The following is a 23,724-nucleotide window of genomic DNA, read 5'->3' as shown; positions in this document are numbered from 1 at the left end:
GCGCCATGTTCGCCAGTCTCTCCGCCCCCGTCCGGGCCGCCAGCCTTTTCGTTCTCGCCGCCGGCCTCGCGCTGGCTTCTGGGCCCGCGGGCGCGCAGCAGACCACCAGCCGCATGAAGGGCATGCAGCTTTCGAACGACCAGCCGATCCAGATCCAGAGCGACAAGCTCGAGATCCGCGACCAGGAGAACAAGGCCGAGTTCACCGGCAATGTGAAGGTCGTGCAGGGCACGACGACGCTGCAGGCCGGCAATATGGTGGTCTACTACAAGTCGGGCGGCGGCTCGGTGGCAAGCGGCGATGCGGACATCGAGAAGATCGATGTGTCCGGCAAGGTCTACCTCAAGTCCGGAACGCAGGAAGCGACGGCCGATACCGGCACCTTCAACCTCGTCAACGAGACGCTGCTTCTGAAGGGCGACAAGGTCGTGCTGTCGGAAGGCAAGAATGTCTTCGTCGGCTGCCAGCTCGCCGTCACCATGCGCACGGGCGAAGCCAAGCTCGACGCCTGCGGCGGCCGCGTCATGATCCAGCTCGACCCGAAGTCGCGCAAGACGACCAACTGATCAGCAGCCCTGTGTCGTTGTCCCTCCTCTCCCGGCTGAAGCGCCGCCCGAAAAAGGCCGCGCCGGACGCCCATCACAGCACCGATCTCTCGCGCTATGAGGGAACGCTGATCGCGCGCGGCCTGACGAAGACCTATCGCGACCGCCGCGTCGTCAATGGTGTCTCGCTCGTCGTGCGCCGTGGTGAGGCCGTGGGCCTGCTCGGCCCGAACGGTGCGGGCAAGACGACCTGTTTCTACATGATCACCGGTCTCGTGCCGGTCGATGAGGGTTCGATCGAGATCAACGGCAACGACGTGACGACGATGCCCATGTACCGTCGCGCCCGCCTCGGCGTCGGCTACCTGCCGCAGGAAGCCTCGATCTTTCGCGGCCTGACGGTTGAGGAAAACATCCGCGCGGTGCTGGAAGTGCACGACAAGGACAAGGCCCGGCGCGAGCAGAAGCTCGACAGCCTGCTGGCCGAATTCTCGATCTCGCATCTGCGCAAGTCGCCGGCCATCGCGCTGTCGGGCGGCGAGCGCCGCCGTCTCGAAATCGCCCGTGCGCTTGCCACCGACCCGACCTTCATGCTGCTCGACGAACCTTTCGCGGGCGTCGATCCGATCTCGGTGGCGGATATCCAGGCGCTGGTGCGCCACCTGACCTCGCGCGGCATCGGCGTGCTCATCACCGACCACAATGTGCGCGAGACGCTCGGGCTGATCGACCGCGCCTATATCATCCATGCCGGCGAAGTGCTGACGCATGGCCGGGCGAACGACATCGTCAGCAACCCGGATGTGCGCCGCCTCTATCTTGGTGACAATTTCAGCCTCTGAGGCCGATCTTCACCATCCGCGCAGCCGGCGCTTGACCAAACCCCTCAAAAAAGCAATTTTTGGGCCAGTTGGATTTTAGCCGCCGGCCGTCTGGGTTTTGCGCGGATTTTTCCAGGAGTAGAGCGTCCGCATGGCCCTCGCCGCAAGCCTTTTCCTGCGCCAAAGTCAGTCGCTGGTGATGACACCGCAACTGATGCAGTCGATTCAGCTGCTGCAGATGACGCATGTCGAGCTCAATCAATTCATCGAGCAGGAAATCGAAAAAAATCCGCTGCTTGAAATCGCCCCCGCCGAGGACGGCGTGCGCGACGATTATCCCGGTGTGGATGACTATTCCGCATCCGGCGGCGAACGCCTGCATGCCGAAAACACAGGCAGTGACGAAAGTTTCCAGCCGGACCTCTACGATTCCGCCACCGAAGGCGGTACCGGCGGTGCGCCGGAAAGTTTCGACGGCGGCCTCGACAATATCTTTCCCGACGATGCCGGCCCCCGCAGCGCGGATGCGCCCGAGCTCATCGGCCAGTGGAAATCCATGCCCGGCGGCGGCGGGGATGGCGATGGTTACGATCTCGACGACTTCGTGGCGAGCCGCAAGACACTGTCCGACGTGCTCAATGAACAGATTCCGTTCGTCCTTCCCGATCCCGTCGACCGGCTGATCGCCCAGCATCTCGTCGATCAGCTCGATGAGGCCGGTTATCTGCAGGGCAGTACCGCGGAGACGGCGTTGAAACTCGGCAAACCCGTCGGCGAGATCGAGCGCGTGCTTGCCCGCCTGCAGGAGCTCGACCCGCCCGGCGTGTTCGCCCGCTCGCTCAGCGAGTGTCTCGCCATCCAGCTGAAGGCGCGCGACCGGCTGGACCCCGCCATGGCGGTGCTCGTCGACAATCTCGAACTGCTCGCCCGGCGCGATTTTTCGACGCTGAAGAAGCTCTGCGGCGTCGGCGAGGAAGACCTTCTCGACATGCTCGCGGAGATCCGCAAGCTCGACCCGAAGCCCGGCACGCGCTACGAAACGAGCCCGTCCGAGGCCGTGATGCCCGATATCCTCGTGCGGGCGGCTCCCGACGGCACCTGGCATATCGAACTCAATGCCGACACGCTGCCGCGCGTCCTTGTGAACCGCGACTACCACACCGCCGTCTCCCGCCATGCGAACCGCAACAGCGAGGACTACGCCTTCCTCAACGATTGCCTCCAGACGGCGAACTGGCTGACGCGCAGCCTCGATCAGCGCGCCCGCACCATCATGAAGGTGGCGACCGAGATCGTACGCCAGCAGGACGCCTTCCTGATGCACGGCGTCGATCACCTGCGGCCGCTCAATCTGAAAACCGTCGCCGAAGCGATCAAGATGCACGAGTCGACGGTGAGCCGCGTCACATCGAACAAGTACATGCTGACGCCGCGCGGCCTGTTCGAACTCAAATATTTCTTCACCGTCTCGATCGGCTCGGCGGAGGGTGGTGATTCTCATTCCGCCGAGAGCGTGCGCCATCGCATCCGCACAATGATCACGCAGGAAGCCCCCGACGCCGTGCTGTCGGACGACGACATCGTCGATATCCTGCGCACGGGCGGCGTGGATCTTGCCCGCCGGACGGTCGCCAAATATCGCGAGGCGATGAATATTCCCTCCTCCGTGCAGCGCCGGCGCGAGAAGCGGGCGCTCGCCAAGGTCGCCGCTTCCTGAGGAAACAGCTGGAAAATCAGCGTTTCCAGTAAACCGAAGTTAACAATGCCTGAATCCGGCGATTGACTTCGTTAACGGGAAGGGCTAACTCGCGCCCCAATTCCGAAGGGAAGAAATGCCGGACTTCCAAACATATCCCCGGTTTTTTTCGAGCGTGCAGTGCAGCACACAGCGCGTGCGTGAAAAGCTTGGAACACAGATGAGGTTGGAATAGACTGGTGCGCGCAAATCATGAAAGAGAGGTAACCTCCATGAGTGTGCGTGTGTCCGGTAAACATATGGAAATCGGTGACAGCTTCCGCCAGCGCATTGAAGAGCAGGTGGAAGAGGCCGTAACCAAGTATTTTGACGGAGGATATTCGAGCCAGGTCACCGTAGAAAAAGCGGGATCGCGGTACAGTGCCGACTGCAAGGTCCATCTCGATACCGGGATGGCGTTGCAAGCCAATGGCGAAGCAAATGATCCCTTCGTGGCCTTCCAATCGGCCTCGGAACGGATCGAGAAGCGCCTGCGTCGGTACAAGCGCAAACTCAAGGCCCACCACAACGGCAATGGTCACGACGCCTTTGCAGAAGTGGCTTACACGGTGATGGATTCGGTCCCCGATGAAGAAGATGAGCTTCCCGAGGACTACGCACCGACCATCGTTGCGGAAAGCACGAAGAAACTGAGGACGATGTCCGTCGCAGGCGCTGTCATGGCGCTCGACATGACGGATGACCCGGTTCTTCTCTTCCGCAGCGCCGGATCGGAGCAGCTCAATATCGTCTACCGACGCAACGACGGCAATATTGGCTGGATAGACGCAGCCAATATCAAAAGCTGAGTGATGGAAGCGTGGTGCCGGGACGGGCACCACGCTTCTTCAAACCTTCACCCAGCGCACGAGGACAAAAGCATGGCATTGGCAGGTCTACTGCAGCAGAGTGCGATTATTCCGGCGATGAAGGCCAATTCCAAGAAGCAGCTGCTTCAGGAACTGGCGGTAAAAGCGGCAAAGATCACCGGGCTTCCGGAACGAGAGATCTTCGACGTCATCCTTCAGCGCGAGCGGCTCGGTTCGACCGGCGTGGGCAATGGCATCGCCATCCCGCACGGCAAGCTGAAGGAACTTTCGCAGATTACCGGCCTCTTCGCGAGGCTCGAGACCCCCGTGGATTTCGAAGCGTTGGACGACCAGCCGGTCGATCTCGTCTTCCTGCTCCTGGCGCCGGAAGGCGCAGGGGCGGACCACCTGAAGGCTCTTTCACGCATCGCCCGCGTGCTGCGCGACCCCACCATGGTCGCAAAGCTGCGTGCTTCCGACAGCGAAAGCGCGATCTATGCCTGCCTCAGTGAAGAACACGCGTCGAACGCGGCCTGAGGCTTTTCGATTCCCATAAAAAAACCGGCGGCCTTGCGGTCGCCGGTTTTTCTTTGTCCGTAAAAGGCTTGATCAGGCCTGTGCGGTGTTCGCTTCGCCGGCGGGCACCTTCGGGCCGCCCTTGGCGACGCCGACCATGGCCGGCCGCAGAACGCGCTCGCCGATGACGTAGCCTTCCTGCACGACCTGGACCACCGTGTTGTTGGGGACCTCCGGGTTCGGCACTTCGAACATCGCCTGGTGGAAGTTCGGATCGAATTTCTCGCCGACCGGCTCAAGCTTGCGCACGCCGTGGCGTTCGAGGGCTGCGAGCATCGAACGCTCGGTCATCTCGACGCCTTCGGCAAGCGTCTTCACGCTTTCATCGTTCGCAAGCGCTTCGGCCGGGATGGCATCGAGCGCACGGCGCAGGTTGTCCGAGACGGCCAGCATGTCGCGGGCAAAGCCGGCGACGGAATAGGATTTTGCATCCTTGACGTCGCGCTCGGTACGGCGGCGCAGGTTGTCCATCTCGGCGGCAAGGCGCAGATACTTGTCGCGAAGATCCGAATTTTCCGCGCGCAGCACGTCGATCGGGTCCGGCTCGGCCGGGGTGTCAGCCTCGACGGCGGCGTCTGCCGCTGCTTCCGCAGCGAGGCTGATATCCACCGCGTCGTCAGGTCCGTGTTTCTTGGTCTCGTCGGTCATGACGTACTCCGAATTGCTGTTCTTGGGTTTGGGCCCGATATCGAGCTTTGAGCCTGAAAAATCAAGGGCCGATGGCTGGAATGACGCGGTTCAGCGGGAAAGGCGCGACATCAGCTGCGCCGTATAGTCCACCATCGGCACGATACGGGAATAGTTGAGCCGTGTCGGACCGATGACGCCGACGGCGCCGACGATCTTCTCCTCGCTGTCCCGGTAGGGCGCGACGATGAGCGACGATCCCGACAGCGAGAAGAGCTTGTTCTCCGAGCCGATAAAGATGCGCACACCCGGACCGGTTTCCGCGAGGTTCAGAAGCTCGATCAGGCTGTCCTTGCGTTCGAGATCGTCAAAAAGCATACGCAGGCGATCGATATCCTCGACGCCGGCAAGGCCTTCCAGCAGGTTCGCCCGACCGCGCACGATAAGCCGTGTCGGCTTCGCCTCGTCGAAGCCGCCGGACCAGACAGCAAGGCCGCGCTCGACCAGATCCTGCGACAGCTTGTCCAGCTCGCCGCTGATTTCGCCGCGCAGGCGCTCCAGCTGGGAACGCGCCTCGAGCAGCGTGTTGCCGGCAAGGTGGGCATTGAGGAAATTGGCGGCTTCCGTAAGCTGCGAACTCGTGACGCCCGCCGGCAGCTCGATAATCCGGTTTTCCACCTGGTCGTGGTCGCCGACGAGCACGACAAGCGCCTTGGTCGGCTCCAGGCGGATGAACTCGACATGCTTGAGGACGGCATCGTTCTTCGTGGTGATAACGAGGCCGGCGCCGCGCGACATGCCGGATAGAGCCTGGCTCGCCTCGTTCATCATGGTCTCGACGGCGGTATGCTTTTGCCCGTGCGGACGCACATGCCGTTCGATCGAGGCACGATCCTCCGCGGAGATATTGCCGACCTGCATGAAGGCATCGACGAAGAAGCGCAGGCCGAGCTGCGTGGGCAGACGCCCGGCGCTGACATGCGGGGAGTAGACGAGGCCCAATTCTTCGAGATCGCTCATCACGTTGCGCACGGAAGCGGGGGAGAGCGACATGGGCAGGATGCGCGACAGATTGCGCGAACCGAGCGGCTCGCCGCTTTCCAGATAGCTTTCCACGATACGGCGGAAGACTTCACCCGAACGCTCGTCCAGCGCCGCTTGAATATCAGGACCCGGAGACCTCAAAACCATCTTTCATCTGCAACCTTGTTATTCCCTGGGAATAACGCCGTTATCCCAAACGGAATATAGTGATTTAGACGGTCAGCGCAAAACGGATTTTCCCAGCCACCCGCCTTGCACCATTCCATCACCCGGCGAACTGGTCTAAAGCAGCTTCCAATATATCTCAGACAGGAGTTCGCAATGCGGCCGTCCGGCAGAAAAACCGATCAGATGCGCAAGGTTTCCTTCGAGCGCAACGTTTCCAAACATGCCGAGGGATCCTGTCTCGTCAAGTTCGGCGACACGCATGTGCTGGTGACGGCAAGCCTCGAGGACAAGACGCCGCCGTGGCTGCGCAACAGCGGCAAGGGCTGGGTGACGGCCGAGTACGGCATGCTGCCGCGTGCCACCGGCGACCGCATGCGGCGCGAAGCCGCCGCCGGCAAGCAGGGCGGCCGCACGCAGGAAATCCAGCGCCTGATCGGCCGGTCCCTGCGCGCCATCGTCGATCTCGAAGCGCTTGGCGAACGTCAGATCACCATCGACTGCGACGTGATCCAGGCCGATGGCGGCACGCGCACTGCCTCCATCACCGGCGCCTTCGTTGCCCTGCACGATTGCCTGAAGTGGATGGAAGCCCGCAGCATGATCAAGGTCGAGAAGGTCCTGAAGGATCATATCGCCGCGATCTCCTGCGGCATCTTTGCCGCCCAGTCGGTGATCGACCTCGACTATCTCGAGGATTCGGCCGCCGAGACCGATGCCAACTTCGTCATGACCGGTTCTGGCGGGATCGTCGAAATCCAGGGCACCGCCGAAGGCAAGCCGTTCACCGAGGAGGAATTCTCCAGCCTGATGACGCTTGCCCGCAACGGCATTGCCGAACTCGTCGCCCTGCAGAAGCAGGCGATCGCCGGATAAAGGCCGCTCATGACCGCCGCGATCGAAGGCATTCTGGAAACGGCACTCTATGCCGATGACCTCGACGCGGCGGAAGCCTTTTACGGCGGCATCCTGGGGCTCGAAAAGATCACGCGGCAGGCAAACCGCCATGTCTTCTTTCGCTGCGGCCCCGGCGTTCTCCTGATCTTCAATCCCGGCGAGACCGTGCATCCGCCACCACCCCAGGCCTTTCCCGTGCCGGTGCACGGGGCGACGGGTGCGGGCCATGCCTGTTTCCGCGTTCAAGGCCCGGCGCTTGATTTCTGGGTAAAAAAGCTCATAGAAGCCGACATCACCATCGAAGCGGACTTTCGCTGGCCGAACGGCGCCCGCTCCATCTATTTCCGCGACCCCGCCGGCAACAGTCTCGAATGTGCCGAGCCCGGTCTCTGGAACATCGCTTAGGACCCTTATGCGCAAGCTCGACACCAAGACGATCGTCGTCGCCAGCCACAATGCGGGAAAAATCCGCGAGATCGAGGACCTGATCGGCCCCTTCGGCTTCTCCGCCAAATCCGCCGCCGAACTGAAGTTTGACGAGCCGGACGAAACGGGCACGACCTTTGAAGAGAATGCCGCGATCAAGGCGCTTGCCTCCGCGAAAGCCTCCGGCCTGCCCGCGCTTTCCGACGATTCCGGCCTCGTCATCGACGCGCTCGATGGTGCGCCGGGTGTCTACACCGCCAACTGGGCGGAAAAGGAAGACGGCACGCGCGATTTCGCGATGGCCATGGAGAAGGTCGAAAAGGCGCTCGCCGACAAGGGCGCGACCGACGCGAAGGAGCGCACCGCGCGCTTCGTCTCCGTACTCTGCCTTGCCTGGCCGGATGGCCATACGGAACTCTTCCGTGGCGAAGTGGAAGGCACCGTCGTCTGGCCGCCGCGCGGCGCCAAGGGTTTCGGCTACGACCCCGTGTTCCAGCCCGAGGGCTACGAGACGACCTTCGGCGAGATGAGCGCGGAGGAAAAACACGGCTGGAAGCCCGGCGACGAGGCGGCCCTCTCGCACCGCGCGCGCGCCTTCAAGATTTTCGTCGAAACCTGCCTGAAGGCGTAACAGACACATGACGGCAGTGCCCTTCGACATGCGGCCGAGTTTTACGCCGGATCTTTCCGATCCCGGCTTCGGCATTTATGTGCACTGGCCCTTCTGTGCCGCCAAATGCCCCTATTGCGACTTCAACAGCCATGTGCGCCACCAGCCGGTCGACCAGCCGCGCTTCGTGCAGGCTTTCCTGAAGGAAATGGCGACGATGCGCCGGCTGACCGGCTCGCGCACCGTCACCAGCATCTTCATGGGCGGCGGCACGCCCTCGCTGATGGCGCCGGAGACGGTGGACGCGATCCTCAACGGCATCGCCCGCCACTGGCATGTGCCTGACGGTATCGAGATCACCATGGAGGCCAACCCCTCCAGCGTCGAGGCCGAGCGCTTCCGCGGCTATCGCGCCGCCGGCGTCAACCGCGTCTCGCTCGGCGTTCAGGCGCTGAACGACCGCGACCTGAAATTTCTGGGACGACTGCATGACGTCGCCGACGCGCTGAAGGCGATCCGGCTGGCGCGCGACATCTTTCCGCGCATGTCCTTCGACCTCATCTATGCCCGCCCGAACCAGACCGTGGAGGAATGGGACCGCGAGCTGAGGGAGGCCGTCTCCTACGCCGTCGACCATCTCTCGCTCTACCAGCTCACCATCGAGGAGGGCACGCCCTTCTACGGCCTGCACAAGGCCGGCAAGCTGATCGTGCCCGACGGCGAGCAATCCGCCGTTCTCTACGAGGCGACGCAGGAAATCACCGAGCGCGAGGGCATGCCGGCCTACGAGGTCTCCAACCATGCCCGCCCCGGCTCCGAGAGCCGCCACAACCTCACCTATTGGCGTTATGGCGACTATGTCGGCATCGGCCCCGGCGCGCATGGCCGGCTGACGACCGGCGGGGCGAAGATCGCGACCGCCACGGAGCGCAAGCCCGAGGGTTGGCTGAGCCTCGTGGAGACGGAAGGCCATGGCATGGTCGACCAGGAGCTTTTGGAGCGCGAAGCGCAGGCCGACGAGCTGCTGCTGATGGGCCTGCGCCTCAAGGAGGGCATCGATCTCGTACGCTGGCAGGCCTTGTCCGGCCGCGAACCGGATCCGGATCGCGAACAGTTTCTCATCGAGCACGGTTTTATCGAGCGCCTCGGCAATTCCCGCCTGCGCTGTACGCCGGCCGGCATGCTGATCCTCGACGCCGTCGTGGCTGACCTCGCCTGCTAGGCGTCCTGCGCCCGCGGCTTTCCCCTCACCATCTTCAACAGGCGCCCGTCGATGGCCGCAAGGCCGACGGCGATCAGCGCTATGCCGGCAAAGTGCTTCGGCGCCAGAACCTCGCCAAGCACCAGCGCGCCGAGCAGGATGGCGCTGACGGGGATCAGGAAGGTGACGAGCATCAGGTTCGTTGCTCCCGCCGTTGCGAGGATGCGGAAGAAGATGACATAGGCGAGCGCAGTGGCGAGCACCGCGAGGCCGAACAGCGCGAACCAGGCCTCCTGCGAGGGCATGGCGAGCGTCCAGGGGCGATCGACGACCAATGCCACCGGCAGCATGATGAGCGCCGACGCGGTGACCTGCCCCGCGGCCGGCAATATCGGCGGCAAGCCCATGCGGCGGAAGCGGCGACCCCAGATACCGGCAAAGGAATAGGAAATCGCGGCCCCCAGCACGGCAAGCTGCGCGAGCACGTTCGTGCCGAGATCGGAGAGCACGGAGGGGCCGATCATCAGGGCGACGCCGGCAAAGCCGACGAGCACGCCCATCAGCCGGCCTCCCGTCATCTTCTCGTCCTGCGTCAGTACATGGGCGACGATGACGGCAAAGAGCGGGGTCGTGGCGTTGAGGATCGAAGCGAGGCCGCTTGCGATATGTGTCTGGCCCCAGACGATCAGCGAGAAGGGGATGACGTTGTTGAGCACGCCCATGCCGAGAAAGGCGAGCCACACCTCGCGGCTGCGCGGCACCGCATGGCCGGAGAGGCGCACGATGGTCCAGAGCGCAACCGCCGCCAGCGCCACGCGGGCGGCAACGATGGTGAGCGGCGGCAGCTCGCGCACGAGAATGCCGTTGAACAGGAAGGAACCGCCCCAGAGCGCGGAAAGCGCGATGAGCAGGCCCCATTCGATGGTCGTCATGGGACGCGTTGCCATGATAGTCTCCTCAAAGATTAATTCTAAACCGGATGAAAGAGCCGGATGCGAAACACCGGAATTAATGCTATAATTCCGGTTGTTTCCGCCTGAGACAAACGATCATATTTCCCGAGATGCGCGAGGAAAACTAAACCATGAACGGTCGCCTTCCCTCTCTGTCCGGTCTGCGCGCCTTCGAGGCGACGGCGCGGCACCTCTCCGTCACGCTCGCCGCCGGTGAACTTTCCGTCACACCCGGCGCCGTCAGCCTGCAGATCCGCGATCTCGAAGAGACGCTCGGCGTGCGGCTCTTCGAGCGCAAGCCGCGTCGGCTTCTCCTGACCGACGATGGCGAAGGGTACTTCAAGGCCATGCGCTCGGCCTTCCGGCTGATGCGCGAGGCGACGGAGGAACTTCTGATCCGGGCGCGCTCGCCCGCCACGCTGCTCATCAGCTGCACGCCGACCTTCGCGGCGCAATGGCTGGTGCCGCGCCTGCCGAAATTCGAGGAGCGCCTGCCCGGCGCCGATATCCGCATCAGCGCCTCCAACCGCCTCGTCGATTTCGCCCGCGATGGCGTTGATATCGCGATCCGCCACGGCTTTGGGCGCTACGAGGGGTTGGTCAGCGAACGGCTGCTGGACGACGATCTCGTGCCTGTCATCGCCCCTGCGCTGCGCGAACGGATACCCCTCGACGACCCCGCGGATCTCCGCAACCATGTGCTGATCCATGACGTGCATCGGCAGGACTGGCGGCTCTGGCTGGAATCCATGGGGGTGCGGGACATCGATACCCAGCGCGGCCCTGTCTTCACCGACAGCAACGGCGCGATCGAAGCGGCGAAGGCCGGCGACGGTGTCGTGCTGGTGCGCCTCTCGCTGGTAGCGCGGGAAATCCAGGAGCGCCGGCTGATCGCCCCCTTCTCGAAGGGCGTTACGACGGGGCTTGCCTACTACATCGTCTATCCGCCCGGCGCGCTCGATCGCCCGGCCGTCTCCAGCCTCCGGCAATGGCTGACCGAGGAGGCGCGCGCGGTACGCGGCAGCTAGTCCAAAAAATCTTCCATTTGCTCTTTGTAGACCTCGAACCCGGCACGCCTGTAGGTTGCCTGCGCCTTGGGATGATCGTTCGTGTCCGTATGCAGCCAGATGCGCCGCGTCGTCCCGCGCCAGATCGCCCGTAGCGCCGTATCGAGCAGCCAGGGCCCAAGGCGGCGGCCATAGGCAGCGGGCACGAGGCCGAAATGCGTGAGCTCGACATCCTCGGTGTCGACGGCATCGAATTCGCAGAGGCCGATCGCCCGCCCTTCCTCGCGCAGGACGAAGGTCGCTGTCGACGGTGCGGACAGGAATGCCGCGAGCGCCGCCTGTCGCATTTGCAGGCGGGAATCCCAGGTGAGCGGCGTGCCGATTTCCCGGTAGAGAGCCAGATAGTCCTCGACCGAAAGACGCTCCGACTGGAGGGGGAGATTGACATCAGGCACCGGCAGCATCGGCCGGCCCGCCGGCGGTTCACGCAGGTCCATATAGGTGACGAGCAGTCGCATGCGGGTATCCCGAAAGACGAACGCCGTGCGCATCCAGAGGACGGCACGGCGTTCGCGCTGAAGGCAAAGGGCCTATTCGTTGATCAGGCGCTTCAACAGCTCGATCTCGTGGCTGAGCTTGGTATCGCCCGAGATCAGGTCCTCGATCTTGCGTACGGCATGCAGCACGGTCGTATGGTCGCGTCCGCCAAAGCGGCGGCCGATTTCCGGGAAGGAGCGCGGCGTCAATGTCTTCGACAGATACATGGCGATCTGGCGCGGCTTGACGATGACGCGGGTGCGGCGGTTCGAGACCAGTTCCTGGCGCGAGACGTTGTAGTGTTTTGCAACGACGCGCTGGATGTCTTCGATGCGCACGCGACGCGGCTCGCCGGCGGCGACGAGATGACCGAGCAGCTCGTCGACGCGCTCGATCGTCAGGTTCGGCTCAAACGAGCGGCGGAAGAGCAGCTGGTTGAAGGCGCCTTCCAGTTCGCGACCGCTCGCCGTGATGTTGCGGGCAACGTGGCTCAGGATTTCGACGGGGATATCGAGCGAGCCATCCTCCCGCTGGGCAACCGCGAGGCGGCGCTTGAGGATTTCCAGACGCATCTCATAGTCGGGCGCCTCCATCTCGATGGCAACGCCGCCCTGAAGACGCGAGCGCACCCGCGGATCGAGCGATTCCAGTTCCCAGGGCGCACGGTCGGCGGCGACGACGACCTGCTTGGCGGAATCGAGCAGCATGTTGAGGAGATGGCAGAATTCGTTCTGGATCGAGTTGCCCTGCAGGAACTGCATGTCGTCGATGATCAGAAGATCGATGTTGCGCAGCGTCTCCTTGAGGGAGAGCGCGTCATTGTCGCGGATCGCGGTTGCGAAGCGCCACATGAAATATTCGGCGGTCAGATAGACGACGCGTGGATTGCGGGCGCTGGAAAGCGCGCCGAGCGCGATGGCCTGCAGGAGATGCGTCTTGCCGAGGCCGACGCTGGAATGGACGAAGAGCGGGTTGAAGCGCACGGCGCCGGCACCGGCTTCCGCAATGGTGCGGGCGGCGGCAAGGGCGACACGGTTCGAGGTGCCCTCGACGAAGGCGTCGAACGTATAGCGCTGATCGAGCGGCGAGCCGAACAGCGGGCCGGTGTGCTGGACGCGCGGCTGGGCAGCCGGAGTGATGGAGGCAATGGCATTGGCGATAGGCTGCGGGCCACCGGCACTGCGGCGCGGCTGGGCCTGCGGCACGGGTTCGGCAACGGCCTCGTCGAGGCTGCCGGGACGCACGCCGCGGGTCGCAGTGCGCACCAGGATCTCCACCTTGAGGATTTCGGCATCCTCCTGCTGGAACAGGCTGGTGATGAGATCGAGATAACGGTTGTTGATCCAGGATTTCAGAAAGGTCGTGGGCACCGAAAGGCGCACGACGCTCTTGGAGACGGAATGGATCTTCAGCCGACCGAACCAGCTTGCGAAGACGTCCGGCCCGACCTGCGCCTTGAGGCGCGTGCTGACCCGTTCGAAAATCGCGTCCTGCTTCATATCGGATGAGGCCCCCGCCGCCTGCACTTCTTCTTTCGGAAGCGCCTTGAGTGCATTTTCCCCGTTCGCGAATGCACCAGTCGTCCTGGCCGTATTCATCTGCATCTTGCCGCCTTCTTTCATGCTTCTTCGCCACGCCGGCAGTCCTGCCGACGCCTTCCATGTTTGCCATCCCCCTTCCGTGTCGAGCCAATCGCACGGACGAGTTCCGGTGTCCCGGGCTGCGCCGACCCCCTACCTTCGGCACTGCCCCTTGTTCCCAAACACAAGTCGGCCCTCGAAAGATCCGGCATCATGCCCGATCCTTGTCGGTCCGTTTGTGAGCCATGCCATCCGCTCCCTCGTTGAGCGTCCGGCCGGCATGCCCGCGTTCATCCGGCCGTCCTCGCGGCTTTCATCCGGCGCAACCAAAGTCACAAAAAGCCTCTTCCAGAGTGCCAGGGCACCTGGGGCAAGCTTTGCCGGTTGGATGATTTTACGAAGCGTGGGCCGCTCCGTTCCAGGGGGCAAAACAACCACCGCTGCCTTGTGAGACAGTCTTTCCGGCGATCATTTTTAGGCTTTGTCCGCGCCCCCTGTGGAAAGCATTTAGGCAGGATCATGCCCCAAGATCAATCACGAATTTTACGCAAAATTAAGGGGCGGGCGTTGACTCGGAGAAGCGTTTTTGACTCGGAAAGCCTCTCTCCCAATAGAATCCGTTAGGAATCAATGGCTTTGTTTTCGGGTGGGTTTCGCAGCACTCCAAAAACGAAAAAAATAAAAATTCGCTTGACTCAAATTGCTGTCAAACTCCCGCTACGAAAGGGACCACAGGACGGGATAACCTCTCGCAAGTAACTGAATTTAAAGAGTTTTCTTCGTCACCCTTTTGACACGATCGAGCCGTGCACGTTAACCATAGCGAGGCCGAAAAACAAAACAAAAAGCCCGGCGCAGGCGCCGGGCTTTTGCTAATATTGCATAGCTCTGGTTGTGAGCTGATCAGGCCGTCATCGTCTTGACGCGGTTCGCGAGACGCGAAACCTTGCGGGACGCTGTGTTGGAATGAAGCACGCCCTTCGTCGCAGCGCGCATCAGCTCCGGCTGGGCAGCCTTGAGAGCGGCAGCGGCCGAAACCTGGTCGCCGGAAGCGATGGCTTCTTCGACCTTGCGGATGAAGTTGCGGACGCGCGAACGGCGCGACTTGTTGACTGCGGTGCGCGCGGCGATCTTGCGGGTCGCCTTCTTTGCCGAGGTTGTATTGGCCATGTATGCCTCTCTTCAGAAATCTGACACGAACTCCACCCTCGCCGTGCCGGGTCACTGCGACCTGTCATCCAAGCAATTCGGGAGCAATATCGGAAAACCTCAGAATTCGGCTTTCCAAACTGTGGGCGGCGTATAGCTGGAAACGGCGGGGTCGTCAACGCGGATTCTGCAAGAAACGCCGTCCCGACAGGTTCAACGGTTCTTGAAGACCGGCTTGCGCTTCTCGATGAAGGCCGTCATGCCCTCTTTCTGGTCCTCGGTGGCGAAGAGCGCATGGAACAGCCGCCGCTCGGCGCGCATGCCCTCCGACAGCACCGTCTCATGGGCGCGGCTTACCGCCTCCTTGGCCATCATGGTCGAGGGCAGCGAGTAGCCCGCGATCTTTTCCGCCGCCGCCAGCGCCTCGTCGAGGAGCTTTTCCGGCGCGACCACCCGGGCGACGAGGCCGCAGCGCTCGGCCTCGGCCGCATCCATCAGGCGGCCGGTCAGGATGAGATCCATCGCCTTCGACTTGCCGAGCGCGCGCGTCAGGCGCTGCGTGCCGCCCATGCCCGGAATGATGCCGAGCGTGATCTCCGGCTGGCCGAACTTCGCCGTCTCCGAGGAGATGATGAAATCGCACATCATCGCGACCTCGCAGCCGCCGCCGAGCGCAAAGCCGCTGACGGCCGCGATCATCGGCTTGCGGCAGGCCGCGACCTCGTCCCAGCCGGCGGCGAGATCGTCCATCATGGCATCGGCAAAGCCGTAGGGCTGCATTTCCTTGATGTCGGCACCGGCGGCAAAAGCCTTTTCCGAGCCGGTGAGGACGATGGCGCCGATGCCTGCATCCGCCTCGAAGCCGGAAAGCACGCTCTTCAGCTCCTCGAGCAGCTTGCGGTTCAGCGCATTCAGCGCCTGCGGCCGGTTGAGCGTGATGAGGCCGACGCGTCCGCGCGTCTCCACCAGCAGGGTTTCATAGGCCATGTGTCTCTCTCCTCTTGATTGCTTCGGCCGGTCTATTTCTGACAGGCGGCGCAGTGGAATGTCGATCGCCCGCTCTGCACGATGCGGCCGATCGTGCCCGTGCAACCGGGCGTTCGGCAAGGCTCTCCCGCGCGGTCATAGGCGGCAAAGGAGTGCTGGAAATAGCCGAGCGAGCCATCGGCGCGAATATGGTCGCGCAGCGTGGAGCCGCCCGCCTCGATCGCATCGGCGATGACCTGCCGGATCGCCTCGGTCAGGGCGAGAAGCTCCTTCTTCGGCTTGCCCGCCGCCGTCACCAGCGTTCCGGCCAGCCGCTCGGGCGACAGATGCGACCGCCAGAGCGCCTCGCAGACATAGATGTTGCCGAGGCCTGCTATGTTCTTCTGGTCGAGCAGGGCCGACTTCAACGGCGTCTGCCGGCCGCGGAATTTTGCAGCGATATAATCGGCATCGAGCGTGTTGCCCGTCGGCTCCGCGCCGAGATCGCGGAAGAAGGCGTGGCCGGCAAGGTCCTCGCGTTTGGCGAGATCCATGAAGCCGAAGCGGCGCGGGTCGTTGTAGACGACCCGGCGCTCGCCTTCGGGCGTCTCCAGATGGAAGACGACGTGATCGTGGCGCGTGTCCTTGCTGCGCGGCATGTGGAATTCGCCGGGCGTCTCGGCAACCTCCGCCCCCTCCACCCGGAAGGAGCCGGACATGCCGAGATGGGCGATGACGACATCGCCGCCCTCGATATCGATCAGCAGGTATTTGGCCCGCCGGCCAAGCGAGGTGACGCGTCGGCCTTCCAGCTTTTCGGAAAAGGCCGGAGGAAAGGGAAAACGCAAATCCGGACGGCGCAGCTCCGCCCGGCGGATCCGCGATCCCTCCATGACGGGGGCCAGCCCGCGCTTGACCGTTTCCACTTCCGGCAGTTCCGGCATGTTCGTCTCCTTGAACGGGATTTAACCTTGAGCGCATTTGCCGCGCTCCGGCATTTCCCTCTCGGCAATCTATGTCCTATATACCCGGCGAAGCGTTCAGATAGCGCGGCCAAAGCCAATTCGCTATGGTCTTTGCGGCAATATGGCTGCGACAGACCGGCCCATGGAGACGACGATGACGGAACAGCGCACATCCGCAGACGGCGGCATGGCAACCTCCTACGGTTTTCGCGAGGTTCGCGAGGGCGAAAAGCAGGCGCTCGTCAACGACGTCTTCCACAAGGTCGCCAAGCGCTACGACATCATGAACGACGTCATGTCCGCCGGCCTGCACCGGGTCTGGAAGGACGCGATGATCGCAAGCCTCAACCCGCGCAAGGATGCGTCCTACCGGACGCTCGATGTTGCCGGCGGCACGGGCGACATCGCCTTCCGCATCATCGAGGCCTCCGACCGCCTGGCCCATTCCACCGTGCTCGATATCAACGGCTCGATGCTCGGCGTGGGCGCCGACCGCGCCGCCAAGAAGGGCCTTTCCGCCAATCTCGACTTCGTCGAGGCTAATGCCGAAGACCTGCCCTTCGAGGCGAACAGTTTCGACGCCTATACGATCGCCTTCGGTATCCGCAACGTGCCGCGCATCGATGTCGCGCTGTCGGAAGCCTATCGCGTGCTGAAGCGCGGCGGCCGCCTCCTGGTGCTGGAATTCTCCGAGGTGGAAATGCCGCTGCTCGACAAGGTCTATGACGCCTGGTCGTTCAACGCGATCCCACAGTTCGGCAAGATGATCACGGGCGATGCCGAGCCCTATCAGTATCTCGTGGAATCGATCCGCAAGTTCCCCAATCAGGAAGACTTCGCCGCGATGATCCGCGCCGCCGGGTTTTCGCGCGTGAGCTACACCAATTACACGGGTGGCATCGCCGCGCTGCATTCGGGCTGGAAGCTCTGAACATGGTTCGTCCCCTCCCCAAGCAGTGCCTTTTCGCATGAGTGTCATCGGCGCCTATCTTCGCCTCGCCCGCGTGGGCTGGGTTCTCGTGCGCGAGGGCGTCGTCTCGGCGCTGCCGACCGAGGGCATGCCGCCGCTCGCCCGCACGGCGCACGCATTCGCCGGCCTCCTCGAGCGTCGCAAGGCGTCGCGTGAAGACCGGGGCGACCGGCTTGCCCGCGCCATCGAGCGCCTCGGCCCCTCCTATGTGAAGATGGGCCAGTTTCTGGCGACGCGCCCCGACGTCGTCGGCGCCGAGATCGCCGTCGAGCTTTCCGCCCTTCAGGACCGCATGGCGACATTTCCGCGCGCGGCGGCGGTGGCGACGGTCGAAGGGTCGCTCGGCCGGACGCTCGACGATCTCTATGCGGATTTTGGCGATCCGGTCGCGGCCGCTTCCATCGCCCAGGTCCATCCCGCGACGGTGCGCGATGCCACTGGCGAGCGCAAGGTGGCGGTCAAGGTCATCCGTCCCGGCGTGCGTCAGCGCTTCGCCCATGACCTCGAGGCGATGTATGCCGCCGCACATCTGCAGGAGAAGATCCTGCCCAACACGCGCCGCTTGAAGCCCGTCGAGGTGACGCGCACGCTGGAGCAGACGACCAAGGTCGAGATGGATCTCCGGCTGGAGGCCGCTGCCCTTTCCGAACTCGGCGAAAACACCAGCGGCGACCCCGGATTCCGTGTTCCGAAAGTCGATTGGGAGCGCACCGGCCGCGACGTCGTCACGATGGAATGGATCGACGGCATCAAGATGTCGGATGTCGAGGGCCTGCGCGCCGCCGGCCATGATCTGGACAAGCTCGCCGACACGCTGATCCAGTCCTTCCTGCGCCACACGCTGCGCGACGGCTTCTTCCATGCCGACATGCACCAGGGCAACCTCTTCGTCGACCCTGAGGGCGTCGTCGTCGCGGTCGACATGGGCATCGTCGGGAGACTGGGCAAGAAAGAACGCCGCTTCCTCGCGGAAATCCTCTACGGCTTCATCACGCGAGACTACCAGCGCGTCGCCAATGTGCATTTCGAGGCGGGTTACGTGCCCTCCCACCACAATACCGCGAGCTTCGCCCAGGCGATCCGCGCCATCGGCGAGCCGATCCACGGCCAGCCGGCCGAGACGATCTCCATGGCCAAGCTCTTGACGCTACTCTTCGAGGTGACGGAGCTTTTCGACATGGAAACCCGCACCGAACTCGTCATGCTGCAGAAGACCATGGTCGTGGTGGAAGGCGTGTCGCGCACGCTGAACCCCCGCTTCAACATGTGGAAAGCTTCCGAAGGGGTCGTCGGCGACTGGATCCGGGACAATCTGGGACCGAAGCGCCTGTTGACCGACCTGCGCGACGGTGCGCATGCCGCGTTGCGCCTTGCGGAAGCCGCCCCCGAAATCGCCGCCAAGGCCGAGAAATTCTCGCAGGACCTGACATCGATGGCCGAAAAAGGGCTGCGTTTCGATGCGGATACCGCCGAGGCCATCGGCCGTTCGGAGGCCCGCCATGGCAGATCGGGGCGCATCGCGCTTTGGGTCATTGCTGCAACACTCGTCTACATCGCCTGGAAACTCGGCTGACGCGGTTGTCGCCCATCGTTGACAACGCCAAACAATTGCACCCATATCGTCGCCTTCGAGGGTGAACGATCAACTATTTCATGCGTGCTTTGAGACTGGGCGTTGCCACCTTGGCGTTCGTTGGGGGTGTCGTGCCGGCTTTTGCCGATGTGCTCCCGCGCGCCTCCACCGCGGATGGTGCCGTCGTCGAGCGCAAAAGCGGCGAAGAAGTCCAGTTCGTCGAGGCCAAGGACTGGCAGGGCGTCGAAGTCAACCAGGACCTGCTGGCCGGCGACACGCTGCGCACCAATGCATTGGGTAGCCTCGCCATCCGCTTTGCCGATAACACGCTGGTGCGCATGGCGCGCGAGACGGTATTGCGCGTGCGCAAGATCGACGGCACCTCCGACAGCCTGCTGAACCTCGAGGGCGGCACGATCTGGGGCCGCGCCCAACGCGGCGGCAGTGGTATCGTGATCGACACCCCTGCCGCGGCAGCCGCCATTCGTGGCACCGACTGGGCACTCAACACGAACGGCACCCGCACCACGCTCACCGTGCTCGAAGGTACGGTCGAACTCAGCAACGCCCATGGCAGCGTCACCGTCAACCAGGGCGAAGGCGCCGTGGCGACCCTTGGCGAGGCCCCCCGCAAATATGTGCTCGTCAATCTCGAAGAGCGCGAGCAGATACTGCTCTATGGCGAGATCCGCGGCATGTTCATCACGTTGCCGATCTCGGGCGAGAATACGATCGATGCGCGGGGCGACAGGCGGCGGCTTCTCGACAAGCCGGAGGCTTCGCGCAGCCGGGAGGACTGGCTGAAGCTCGCCGAGCTGGCGCTGCCCGCCGACGGCCGCCAGGTGGCGGAAGACGCGCTTTCGCATCTGCCGCGCCCCCTTCCCGCGGCGCTGGAGGCCCGCGCCGTCCTGGTAGAAGCCATGATCGCCGGCAATGCGCTGCGCTATGGCGATGCGATCCGCCTCTTCCGCGAGGCTCGGCCCCGGCTTTCCGGCGAGCGGCGCGTGATGGCCGACTATGGCGAATGGATCGCGTCGTCGCTCGCCTATCCCGACAAGAAGAAGGTGCCGGCCTATCTCACCCGCACGCCCGCCACACCCGGCGAAGCCTCCGTGCAGGCTTCGGTCGTCGCGCATCTGCAGGGACAGGCCGCCGCGATCGCCCTTCTGGCACAGGCCGAGAAACGGTTCCCGGACGATGCCGGCCTGCCGGCGATGCGCGCGAGCCTTGCCCTCGAACTCGACCGGCGCGACGAGGCCCGCGCGGCATTGGACCGTGCCCGCTCGATCGACCCTGACGATGTCGGCTATCTGACAACGAACGCCCGCTACCGCTCCGTCATTTCGAGCGATATCGACGGGGCGCTCGCCGACCTGAAACGCGCAATCGAGATCGCCCCCGGCGACGACGCGGCCTGGGACGACCTCGCCGGCGTCCAGAGCGACCGTGATGCCACGATGGAGGCGGATGCGGCGCACCGCCGCGCCGTCGCGCTCAATCCCGAAAACATCGCCGTGCGCACCAACTACGCGCTCTTCCTGATGGGCCACGAACAGATGGCGGACGCGAAGCGCGAACTGGACGCGGCGGAGGCGCTGGACCCCAACACCTATGCCGTGCTCGCCGCCAAGGGGCGCTATCTCCTGCGCATGGGCAAGACGGAGGAGGGCAAGAAGGTTCTTCTCGAGGCCGCCGCCATCAACCCGACCTATGGCGGCGCGCTGATCGGCCTTGCCATTGCCAGCTACCAGAGCGGCGCGGTCCAGGAGACCGAACAGGCGCTCGACAATGCCGACCGCTTCGACAAGGACAATCCCTCGATCGCCATGATCCGTGCGGGTGTCGCCATCGACCAGTTCCGCGCCGACGATGCGATCCGCGACGCGCGCGAGGGGTTGCGCCGGCGCCAGGCACGCGGCGGCTTCTATTCCGGCTATGACGTACACCGGCAGGCCTCCTCGGTACTCGGCGACGCGCTGGAAAATCTCGGCCTGGACGAATGGGGCAAGTACCACAAGGCGCGCGCCTACGATCCGTTCCTGGCCGCCAGCTATGATGACGAACAGTCCGCCGGCCAGCTCAGCCCGTTCGTCGTCACGCCGCCGAGCGGCCTTTATCGCTACGGTTCGGGCTCGATCTTCCTGCCGACCAACATCCAGAACTTCCTGCTCGATCCGCTCGGCGTCGCCTCGCAGCAGCGCGCCAACTCCATTGAAAGCCGGGCGTTCTTCGAGACCTCGGTGATCGGCGGCTTTTCCGCCCAGCCCGGGGTCACCGGCTGGAACGGCGACGTCAGCTTCCACGGCACCAATTACGACGTCGTCCCGCTCAGCTACAATTTCATGGGCCAGATCTCCCGGCCGGAAAGCGTGCGCGAGAACGACAGAAACGATTTCGAAGGCGGGGCGTTCGAGCTCGGCCTGCGCCCGACGCTTGCGGACAATGTCTATCTCTTCGGTCATCTCAACCGGGCACGCATCGGCTATCCCGGGCAATTGTTCTACCCGACGCCAAACGATGCCTTGACCAGCAAGGGCGACACGATCGGCGGCGGATGGAGCCACACGATTTCCGAAAAGAACGTCGTCCAGGCCTTCGCCATGTACGAACACAGCACGTCGCTCGAACACTACGAAGGCTTCGACTGGGATATCAATCCCGAAGGCGACGGCGGGTATACGTTCGAACAGACATCGGAGGCCAAAAGCCTGAGTGGCGGCGTAAGCCACCTTTTTGGCGTGGGCCCGTTCACGATGCGCTACGGCGCGGAACTGTATGACAGCACCTCATGGAACGTCGCGCGCTATTTCAACCGGCCGGCGGACGACCTTATCTCGGAATACGGCTACCCGTCCGACTGGCGCGCCGCGCGGCTCTACGCCGATGCGACACTCGATGTGTCCAACGACTTGAAGCTTCAGGCTGGCGCCTACTATTCCTGGTTCGATTCGAAGAGCGGAACGCTGGAAGAAGTCGATCCGCGCTTCGGCATTGCCTGGACGCCGGTCGAAAACCACTGGCTGCGCGCCGCCTATCGCCGCGATACGCAATATCCCGTTACCCAGACGCTCTCGCCCGTCTCCACGGTCGGCCTTGTGCCGCTGAGTATTCCGCTCTTCATCCAGGGTGAAAAAGACACGACGATGGTGCGCTGGGACGCGGAGTGGAGCGATCGCTTCTTCACCTCGCTCGACTACCAGCATGTCACGTTCGATGGCTCCAGCATCGGCGCTCCGGGCTTCGCAAGCGCGTTCGAGACAGCGACCGGCGAAATCGATCGCGTGAATGTCAGCGCCAACTACTGGGTGGGCGAAGGGCTCGGGCTGTTCGGCTCCTTCACCTGGTACGACAGCAAGGATACGACCTTCCTGACCGGCGGGGACCTCCCCGTTCCTCTCGTGCCCGACTATGTCGGGCAGGTCGGCTTCACTTATGTGCACCCGTCGCGCATCACCTTCAGTCTCGCCCAGACCTTTGTCGGCGAGCGTACGGGCGTGCAGGGCTACGATCTCGACTCAGGCCCCTTCGTCATCGATATCGACAGCTATACGACGACCGATGCGGCGCTGACCTGGAAATCCCAAACCGGGCATCTCGAACTCGGCCTGACGCTGCTCAACATCTTCGACAACCATGTCGACATGGCCTTCGACGTTCCCGGCCCCCGCCGCAGCTTCCTTGCGACGCTGAAAGCGAACTTCTGATACGCCGCTTGACCGGCACCCGCCCGGCGCTAGTCTTTTCGGCATGATCGACAAACCGCTAATCGCAACCGAACCGCCATCCTTTCTCGAACGGACGCGCCGCCAGTTGCGCGGGCTCTATTTCGGGCGTGACCGGGAGGCAGTGCGGTTTCAGCTTGCTATGCTGTTCATCGACATCGTGGTGTTGATTTTCTTCATCGCCGGGCCGTATCTGCGCACCGGCTCGGCCTATGTCATCCTCGACTATGCCATTGCGGCGGTCATCGCCTTCGAGCTTGGCGCAAGGGCGCTGATTGCGCCGAACCTGCGGTACTGGGCGCTCAGGCCGATGACCTGGGTGGACATCGTCATTCTCGGCACGCTGCTCTTTCCGAACCAGTTGCACAATTTCGCCTTCCTGCGTGTCCTGCGCATCTGGTCGATCAGCCAGAGCAAGCTCGTGACATTGCTTTTGCGCCGCTTCGGCTATGGCTATCTGGAAGACGTCATCCAGGCCTGCGTGAACTTTCTCGTCTTTCTCTTCCTCGTCACCGGCTTCGTCTACGCCAACTTCTTCTACGGCGCCGAAGGGTTCGCGGGTTTTGTCGATGCGCTCTATTTCTCCGTCGCGACGGTCACGACGACGGGCTTCGGCGACATCACGCTGCCCGGCACGCTCGGAAAACTCACCTCCATCGTCACGATGATCGTCGGTATTTCGCTTTTCGTGCGCCTCGCGCAAGCGATCGTCCGACCCTACAAGGTGACATTCCCCTGTCCTGAATGCGGTCTTTCGCGCCATGATGCCGATGCCGTGCACTGCAAGGCCTGCGGCCATGTGCTCAATATTCCCGACGAAGGGGCCTGAGTGCAAAACCACCCCGT

At 63.4% G+C, this 23,724-nt stretch carries 22 protein-coding genes; 14 read left to right on the top strand and 8 right to left on the bottom strand.

The annotated features are described in order from the left end of the window. The first annotated feature begins 5 nt into the window (after positions 1–5). From MUO32_RS17000 to ptsN, 5 genes are all read left to right on the top strand, one after another. Positions 6–566, top strand: a complete 561-nt coding sequence (locus MUO32_RS17000) for an LptA/OstA family protein (protein ID WP_257949556.1) — start codon at positions 6–8, stop codon at positions 564–566. A 35-nt stretch (positions 567–601) separates the two neighbouring features. Beyond that, positions 602–1,387: an LPS export ABC transporter ATP-binding protein gene (gene lptB, locus MUO32_RS16995; protein ID WP_257949961.1), complete on the top strand. Its 786-nt coding sequence runs from the start codon at positions 602–604 to the stop codon at positions 1,385–1,387. Positions 1,388–1,517: 130 nt separating this feature from the next. Continuing rightward, positions 1,518–3,083 carry an RNA polymerase factor sigma-54 gene (gene rpoN / locus MUO32_RS16990; RefSeq protein ID WP_257949555.1) on the top strand — a complete coding sequence of 522 codons (1,566 nt, stop codon included), beginning with the start codon at positions 1,518–1,520 and terminating at the stop codon, positions 3,081–3,083. Between the two features lie 251 nt (positions 3,084–3,334). Further along, entirely contained in the window at positions 3,335–3,910 is a 576-nt protein-coding gene (gene hpf / locus MUO32_RS16985; protein WP_257949554.1) for a ribosome hibernation-promoting factor, HPF/YfiA family, read from the top strand. 72 nt (positions 3,911–3,982) lie between these two features. Continuing rightward, entirely contained in the window at positions 3,983–4,447 is a 465-nt protein-coding gene (gene ptsN / locus MUO32_RS16980; RefSeq protein ID WP_244761270.1) for a PTS IIA-like nitrogen regulatory protein PtsN, read from the top strand. A 72-nt stretch (positions 4,448–4,519) separates the two neighbouring features. Here ptsN and grpE read toward each other — a convergent pair whose 3' ends face one another. Together grpE and hrcA are read right to left on the bottom strand one after the other, a co-directional pair. Continuing rightward, a complete protein-coding gene (gene grpE / locus MUO32_RS16975; protein WP_257949553.1) occupies positions 4,520–5,134 on the bottom strand; it encodes a nucleotide exchange factor GrpE in 615 nt (204 codons plus the stop codon). A gap of 90 nt (positions 5,135–5,224) precedes the next feature. Then, the gene (gene hrcA / locus MUO32_RS16970; protein ID WP_257949552.1) at positions 5,225–6,304 is read right to left on the bottom strand and encodes a heat-inducible transcriptional repressor HrcA; all 1,080 of its coding nucleotides are present in this window, start codon (positions 6,302–6,304) and stop codon (positions 5,225–5,227) included. 174 nt (positions 6,305–6,478) lie between these two features. Here hrcA and rph point away from each other — a divergent pair, with 174 nt between their 5' ends. Genes rph through hemW form a run of 4 tightly spaced genes read left to right on the top strand, consistent with a single transcriptional unit; the run spans position 6,479 to position 9,477 of the window. Continuing rightward, positions 6,479–7,198 (top strand): ribonuclease PH, encoded by a 720-nt coding sequence (gene rph, locus MUO32_RS16965; protein ID WP_257949551.1) that lies wholly within the window; start codon positions 6,479–6,481, stop codon positions 7,196–7,198. Between the two features lie 9 nt (positions 7,199–7,207). Then, on the top strand, positions 7,208–7,624 hold the full coding sequence (locus MUO32_RS16960) for a VOC family protein (RefSeq protein WP_257949549.1): 417 nt from the start codon (positions 7,208–7,210) through the stop codon (positions 7,622–7,624). Between the two features lie 7 nt (positions 7,625–7,631). Further along, the gene (gene rdgB / locus MUO32_RS16955) at positions 7,632–8,276 is read left to right on the top strand and encodes an RdgB/HAM1 family non-canonical purine NTP pyrophosphatase (protein WP_257949548.1); all 645 of its coding nucleotides are present in this window, start codon (positions 7,632–7,634) and stop codon (positions 8,274–8,276) included. A 7-nt stretch (positions 8,277–8,283) separates the two neighbouring features. Then, complete coding sequence (hemW, locus tag MUO32_RS16950; protein ID WP_257949547.1) at positions 8,284–9,477, top strand: radical SAM family heme chaperone HemW; 1,194 nt, start codon at positions 8,284–8,286, stop codon at positions 9,475–9,477. Here the strand turns inward: hemW and MUO32_RS16945 are convergent. After that, a complete protein-coding gene (locus MUO32_RS16945) occupies positions 9,474–10,403 on the bottom strand; it encodes a DMT family transporter (RefSeq protein ID WP_257949545.1) in 930 nt (309 codons plus the stop codon). The two genes, hemW and MUO32_RS16945, sit on opposite strands and share 4 nt — an antisense overlap. A 137-nt stretch (positions 10,404–10,540) precedes the next feature. On the opposite strand from MUO32_RS16945, the gene gcvA reads away from it, so the two are divergent. Beyond that, a complete protein-coding gene (gene gcvA, locus MUO32_RS16940) occupies positions 10,541–11,437 on the top strand; it encodes a transcriptional regulator GcvA (RefSeq protein ID WP_257949544.1) in 897 nt (298 codons plus the stop codon). Here the strand turns inward: gcvA and MUO32_RS16935 are convergent. From MUO32_RS16935 to mutM, 5 genes are all read right to left on the bottom strand, one after another. Next, the gene (locus MUO32_RS16935; RefSeq protein ID WP_257949543.1) at positions 11,434–11,934 is read right to left on the bottom strand and encodes an N-acetyltransferase; all 501 of its coding nucleotides are present in this window, start codon (positions 11,932–11,934) and stop codon (positions 11,434–11,436) included. The genes gcvA and MUO32_RS16935 overlap by 4 nt on opposite strands. Positions 11,935–12,006: 72 nt before the next feature. Beyond that, positions 12,007–13,557, bottom strand: a complete 1,551-nt coding sequence (dnaA, locus tag MUO32_RS16930) for a chromosomal replication initiator protein DnaA (protein WP_308311302.1) — start codon at positions 13,555–13,557, stop codon at positions 12,007–12,009. 879 nt (positions 13,558–14,436) lie between these two features. Then, entirely contained in the window at positions 14,437–14,703 is a 267-nt protein-coding gene (rpsT, locus tag MUO32_RS16925; RefSeq protein ID WP_257949540.1) for a 30S ribosomal protein S20, read from the bottom strand. A gap of 192 nt (positions 14,704–14,895) precedes the next feature. Next, complete coding sequence (locus MUO32_RS16920) at positions 14,896–15,669, bottom strand: enoyl-CoA hydratase (RefSeq protein WP_257949539.1); 774 nt, start codon at positions 15,667–15,669, stop codon at positions 14,896–14,898. Between the two features lie 32 nt (positions 15,670–15,701). Next, positions 15,702–16,592, bottom strand: a complete 891-nt coding sequence (mutM, locus tag MUO32_RS16915; protein WP_257949538.1) for a bifunctional DNA-formamidopyrimidine glycosylase/DNA-(apurinic or apyrimidinic site) lyase — start codon at positions 16,590–16,592, stop codon at positions 15,702–15,704. A 175-nt stretch (positions 16,593–16,767) separates the two neighbouring features. Between mutM and ubiE the strand changes: the two genes are divergently transcribed. The 4 genes from ubiE to MUO32_RS16895 all read left to right on the top strand — a co-directional run bounded on the left by ubiE (position 16,768) and on the right by MUO32_RS16895 (position 23,707). Beyond that, positions 16,768–17,544, top strand: coding sequence for a bifunctional demethylmenaquinone methyltransferase/2-methoxy-6-polyprenyl-1,4-benzoquinol methylase UbiE (gene ubiE / locus MUO32_RS16910; protein WP_257949537.1), 777 nt, complete (start codon positions 16,768–16,770; stop codon positions 17,542–17,544). 37 nt (positions 17,545–17,581) lie between these two features. Further along, on the top strand, positions 17,582–19,156 hold the full coding sequence (gene ubiB / locus MUO32_RS16905) for a 2-polyprenylphenol 6-hydroxylase (protein ID WP_257949536.1): 1,575 nt from the start codon (positions 17,582–17,584) through the stop codon (positions 19,154–19,156). 110 nt (positions 19,157–19,266) lie between these two features. Beyond that, on the top strand, positions 19,267–22,860 hold the full coding sequence (locus MUO32_RS16900) for a TonB-dependent receptor domain-containing protein (protein ID WP_257949535.1): 3,594 nt from the start codon (positions 19,267–19,269) through the stop codon (positions 22,858–22,860). Between the two features lie 43 nt (positions 22,861–22,903). Then, entirely contained in the window at positions 22,904–23,707 is an 804-nt protein-coding gene (locus MUO32_RS16895) for an ion channel (protein WP_257949534.1), read from the top strand. Positions 23,708–23,724 lie beyond the last annotated feature (17 nt).

The sequence above is a fragment of the Shinella sp. CPCC 101442 genome, from assembly GCF_024704725.1.
GTDB lineage: Bacteria > Pseudomonadota > Alphaproteobacteria > Rhizobiales > Rhizobiaceae > Shinella.
The sequence above is the reverse complement of the archived record's forward strand: the minus strand, read 5'-3'. Positions and strand labels throughout refer to the sequence as shown.

Bases quoted from the DNA above. Each gene is read 5' to 3' on its own strand.
- rpoN (WP_257949555.1), top strand. From the start codon at position 1,518: ATGGCCCTCGCCGCAAGCCTTTTCCTGCGCCAAAGTCAGTCGCTGGTG.
- hemW (WP_257949547.1), top strand. From the start codon at position 8,284: ATGACGGCAGTGCCCTTCGACATGCGGCCGAGTTTTACGCCGGATCTT.
- dnaA (WP_308311302.1), bottom strand. From the start codon at position 13,557: ATGCAGATGAATACGGCCAGGACGACTGGTGCATTCGCGAACGGGGAA.
- rpsT (WP_257949540.1), bottom strand. From the start codon at position 14,703: ATGGCCAATACAACCTCGGCAAAGAAGGCGACCCGCAAGATCGCCGCG.
- ubiB (WP_257949536.1), top strand. From the start codon at position 17,582: ATGAGTGTCATCGGCGCCTATCTTCGCCTCGCCCGCGTGGGCTGGGTT.
- hpf (WP_257949554.1), top strand. From the start codon at position 3,335: ATGAGTGTGCGTGTGTCCGGTAAACATATGGAAATCGGTGACAGCTTC.
- hrcA (WP_257949552.1), bottom strand. From the start codon at position 6,304: ATGGTTTTGAGGTCTCCGGGTCCTGATATTCAAGCGGCGCTGGACGAG.
- MUO32_RS16960 (WP_257949549.1), top strand. From the start codon at position 7,208: ATGACCGCCGCGATCGAAGGCATTCTGGAAACGGCACTCTATGCCGAT.
- MUO32_RS17000 (WP_257949556.1), top strand. From the start codon at position 6: ATGTTCGCCAGTCTCTCCGCCCCCGTCCGGGCCGCCAGCCTTTTCGTT.
- grpE (WP_257949553.1), bottom strand. From the start codon at position 5,134: ATGACCGACGAGACCAAGAAACACGGACCTGACGACGCGGTGGATATC.
- MUO32_RS16920 (WP_257949539.1), bottom strand. From the start codon at position 15,669: ATGGCCTATGAAACCCTGCTGGTGGAGACGCGCGGACGCGTCGGCCTC.
- rph (WP_257949551.1), top strand. From the start codon at position 6,479: ATGCGGCCGTCCGGCAGAAAAACCGATCAGATGCGCAAGGTTTCCTTC.
- MUO32_RS16895 (WP_257949534.1), top strand. From the start codon at position 22,904: ATGATCGACAAACCGCTAATCGCAACCGAACCGCCATCCTTTCTCGAA.
- gcvA (WP_257949544.1), top strand. From the start codon at position 10,541: ATGAACGGTCGCCTTCCCTCTCTGTCCGGTCTGCGCGCCTTCGAGGCG.
- ubiE (WP_257949537.1), top strand. From the start codon at position 16,768: ATGACGGAACAGCGCACATCCGCAGACGGCGGCATGGCAACCTCCTAC.
- mutM (WP_257949538.1), bottom strand. From the start codon at position 16,592: ATGCCGGAACTGCCGGAAGTGGAAACGGTCAAGCGCGGGCTGGCCCCC.
- MUO32_RS16935 (WP_257949543.1), bottom strand. From the start codon at position 11,934: ATGCGACTGCTCGTCACCTATATGGACCTGCGTGAACCGCCGGCGGGC.
- ptsN (WP_244761270.1), top strand. From the start codon at position 3,983: ATGGCATTGGCAGGTCTACTGCAGCAGAGTGCGATTATTCCGGCGATG.
- MUO32_RS16945 (WP_257949545.1), bottom strand. From the start codon at position 10,403: ATGGCAACGCGTCCCATGACGACCATCGAATGGGGCCTGCTCATCGCG.
- rdgB (WP_257949548.1), top strand. From the start codon at position 7,632: ATGCGCAAGCTCGACACCAAGACGATCGTCGTCGCCAGCCACAATGCG.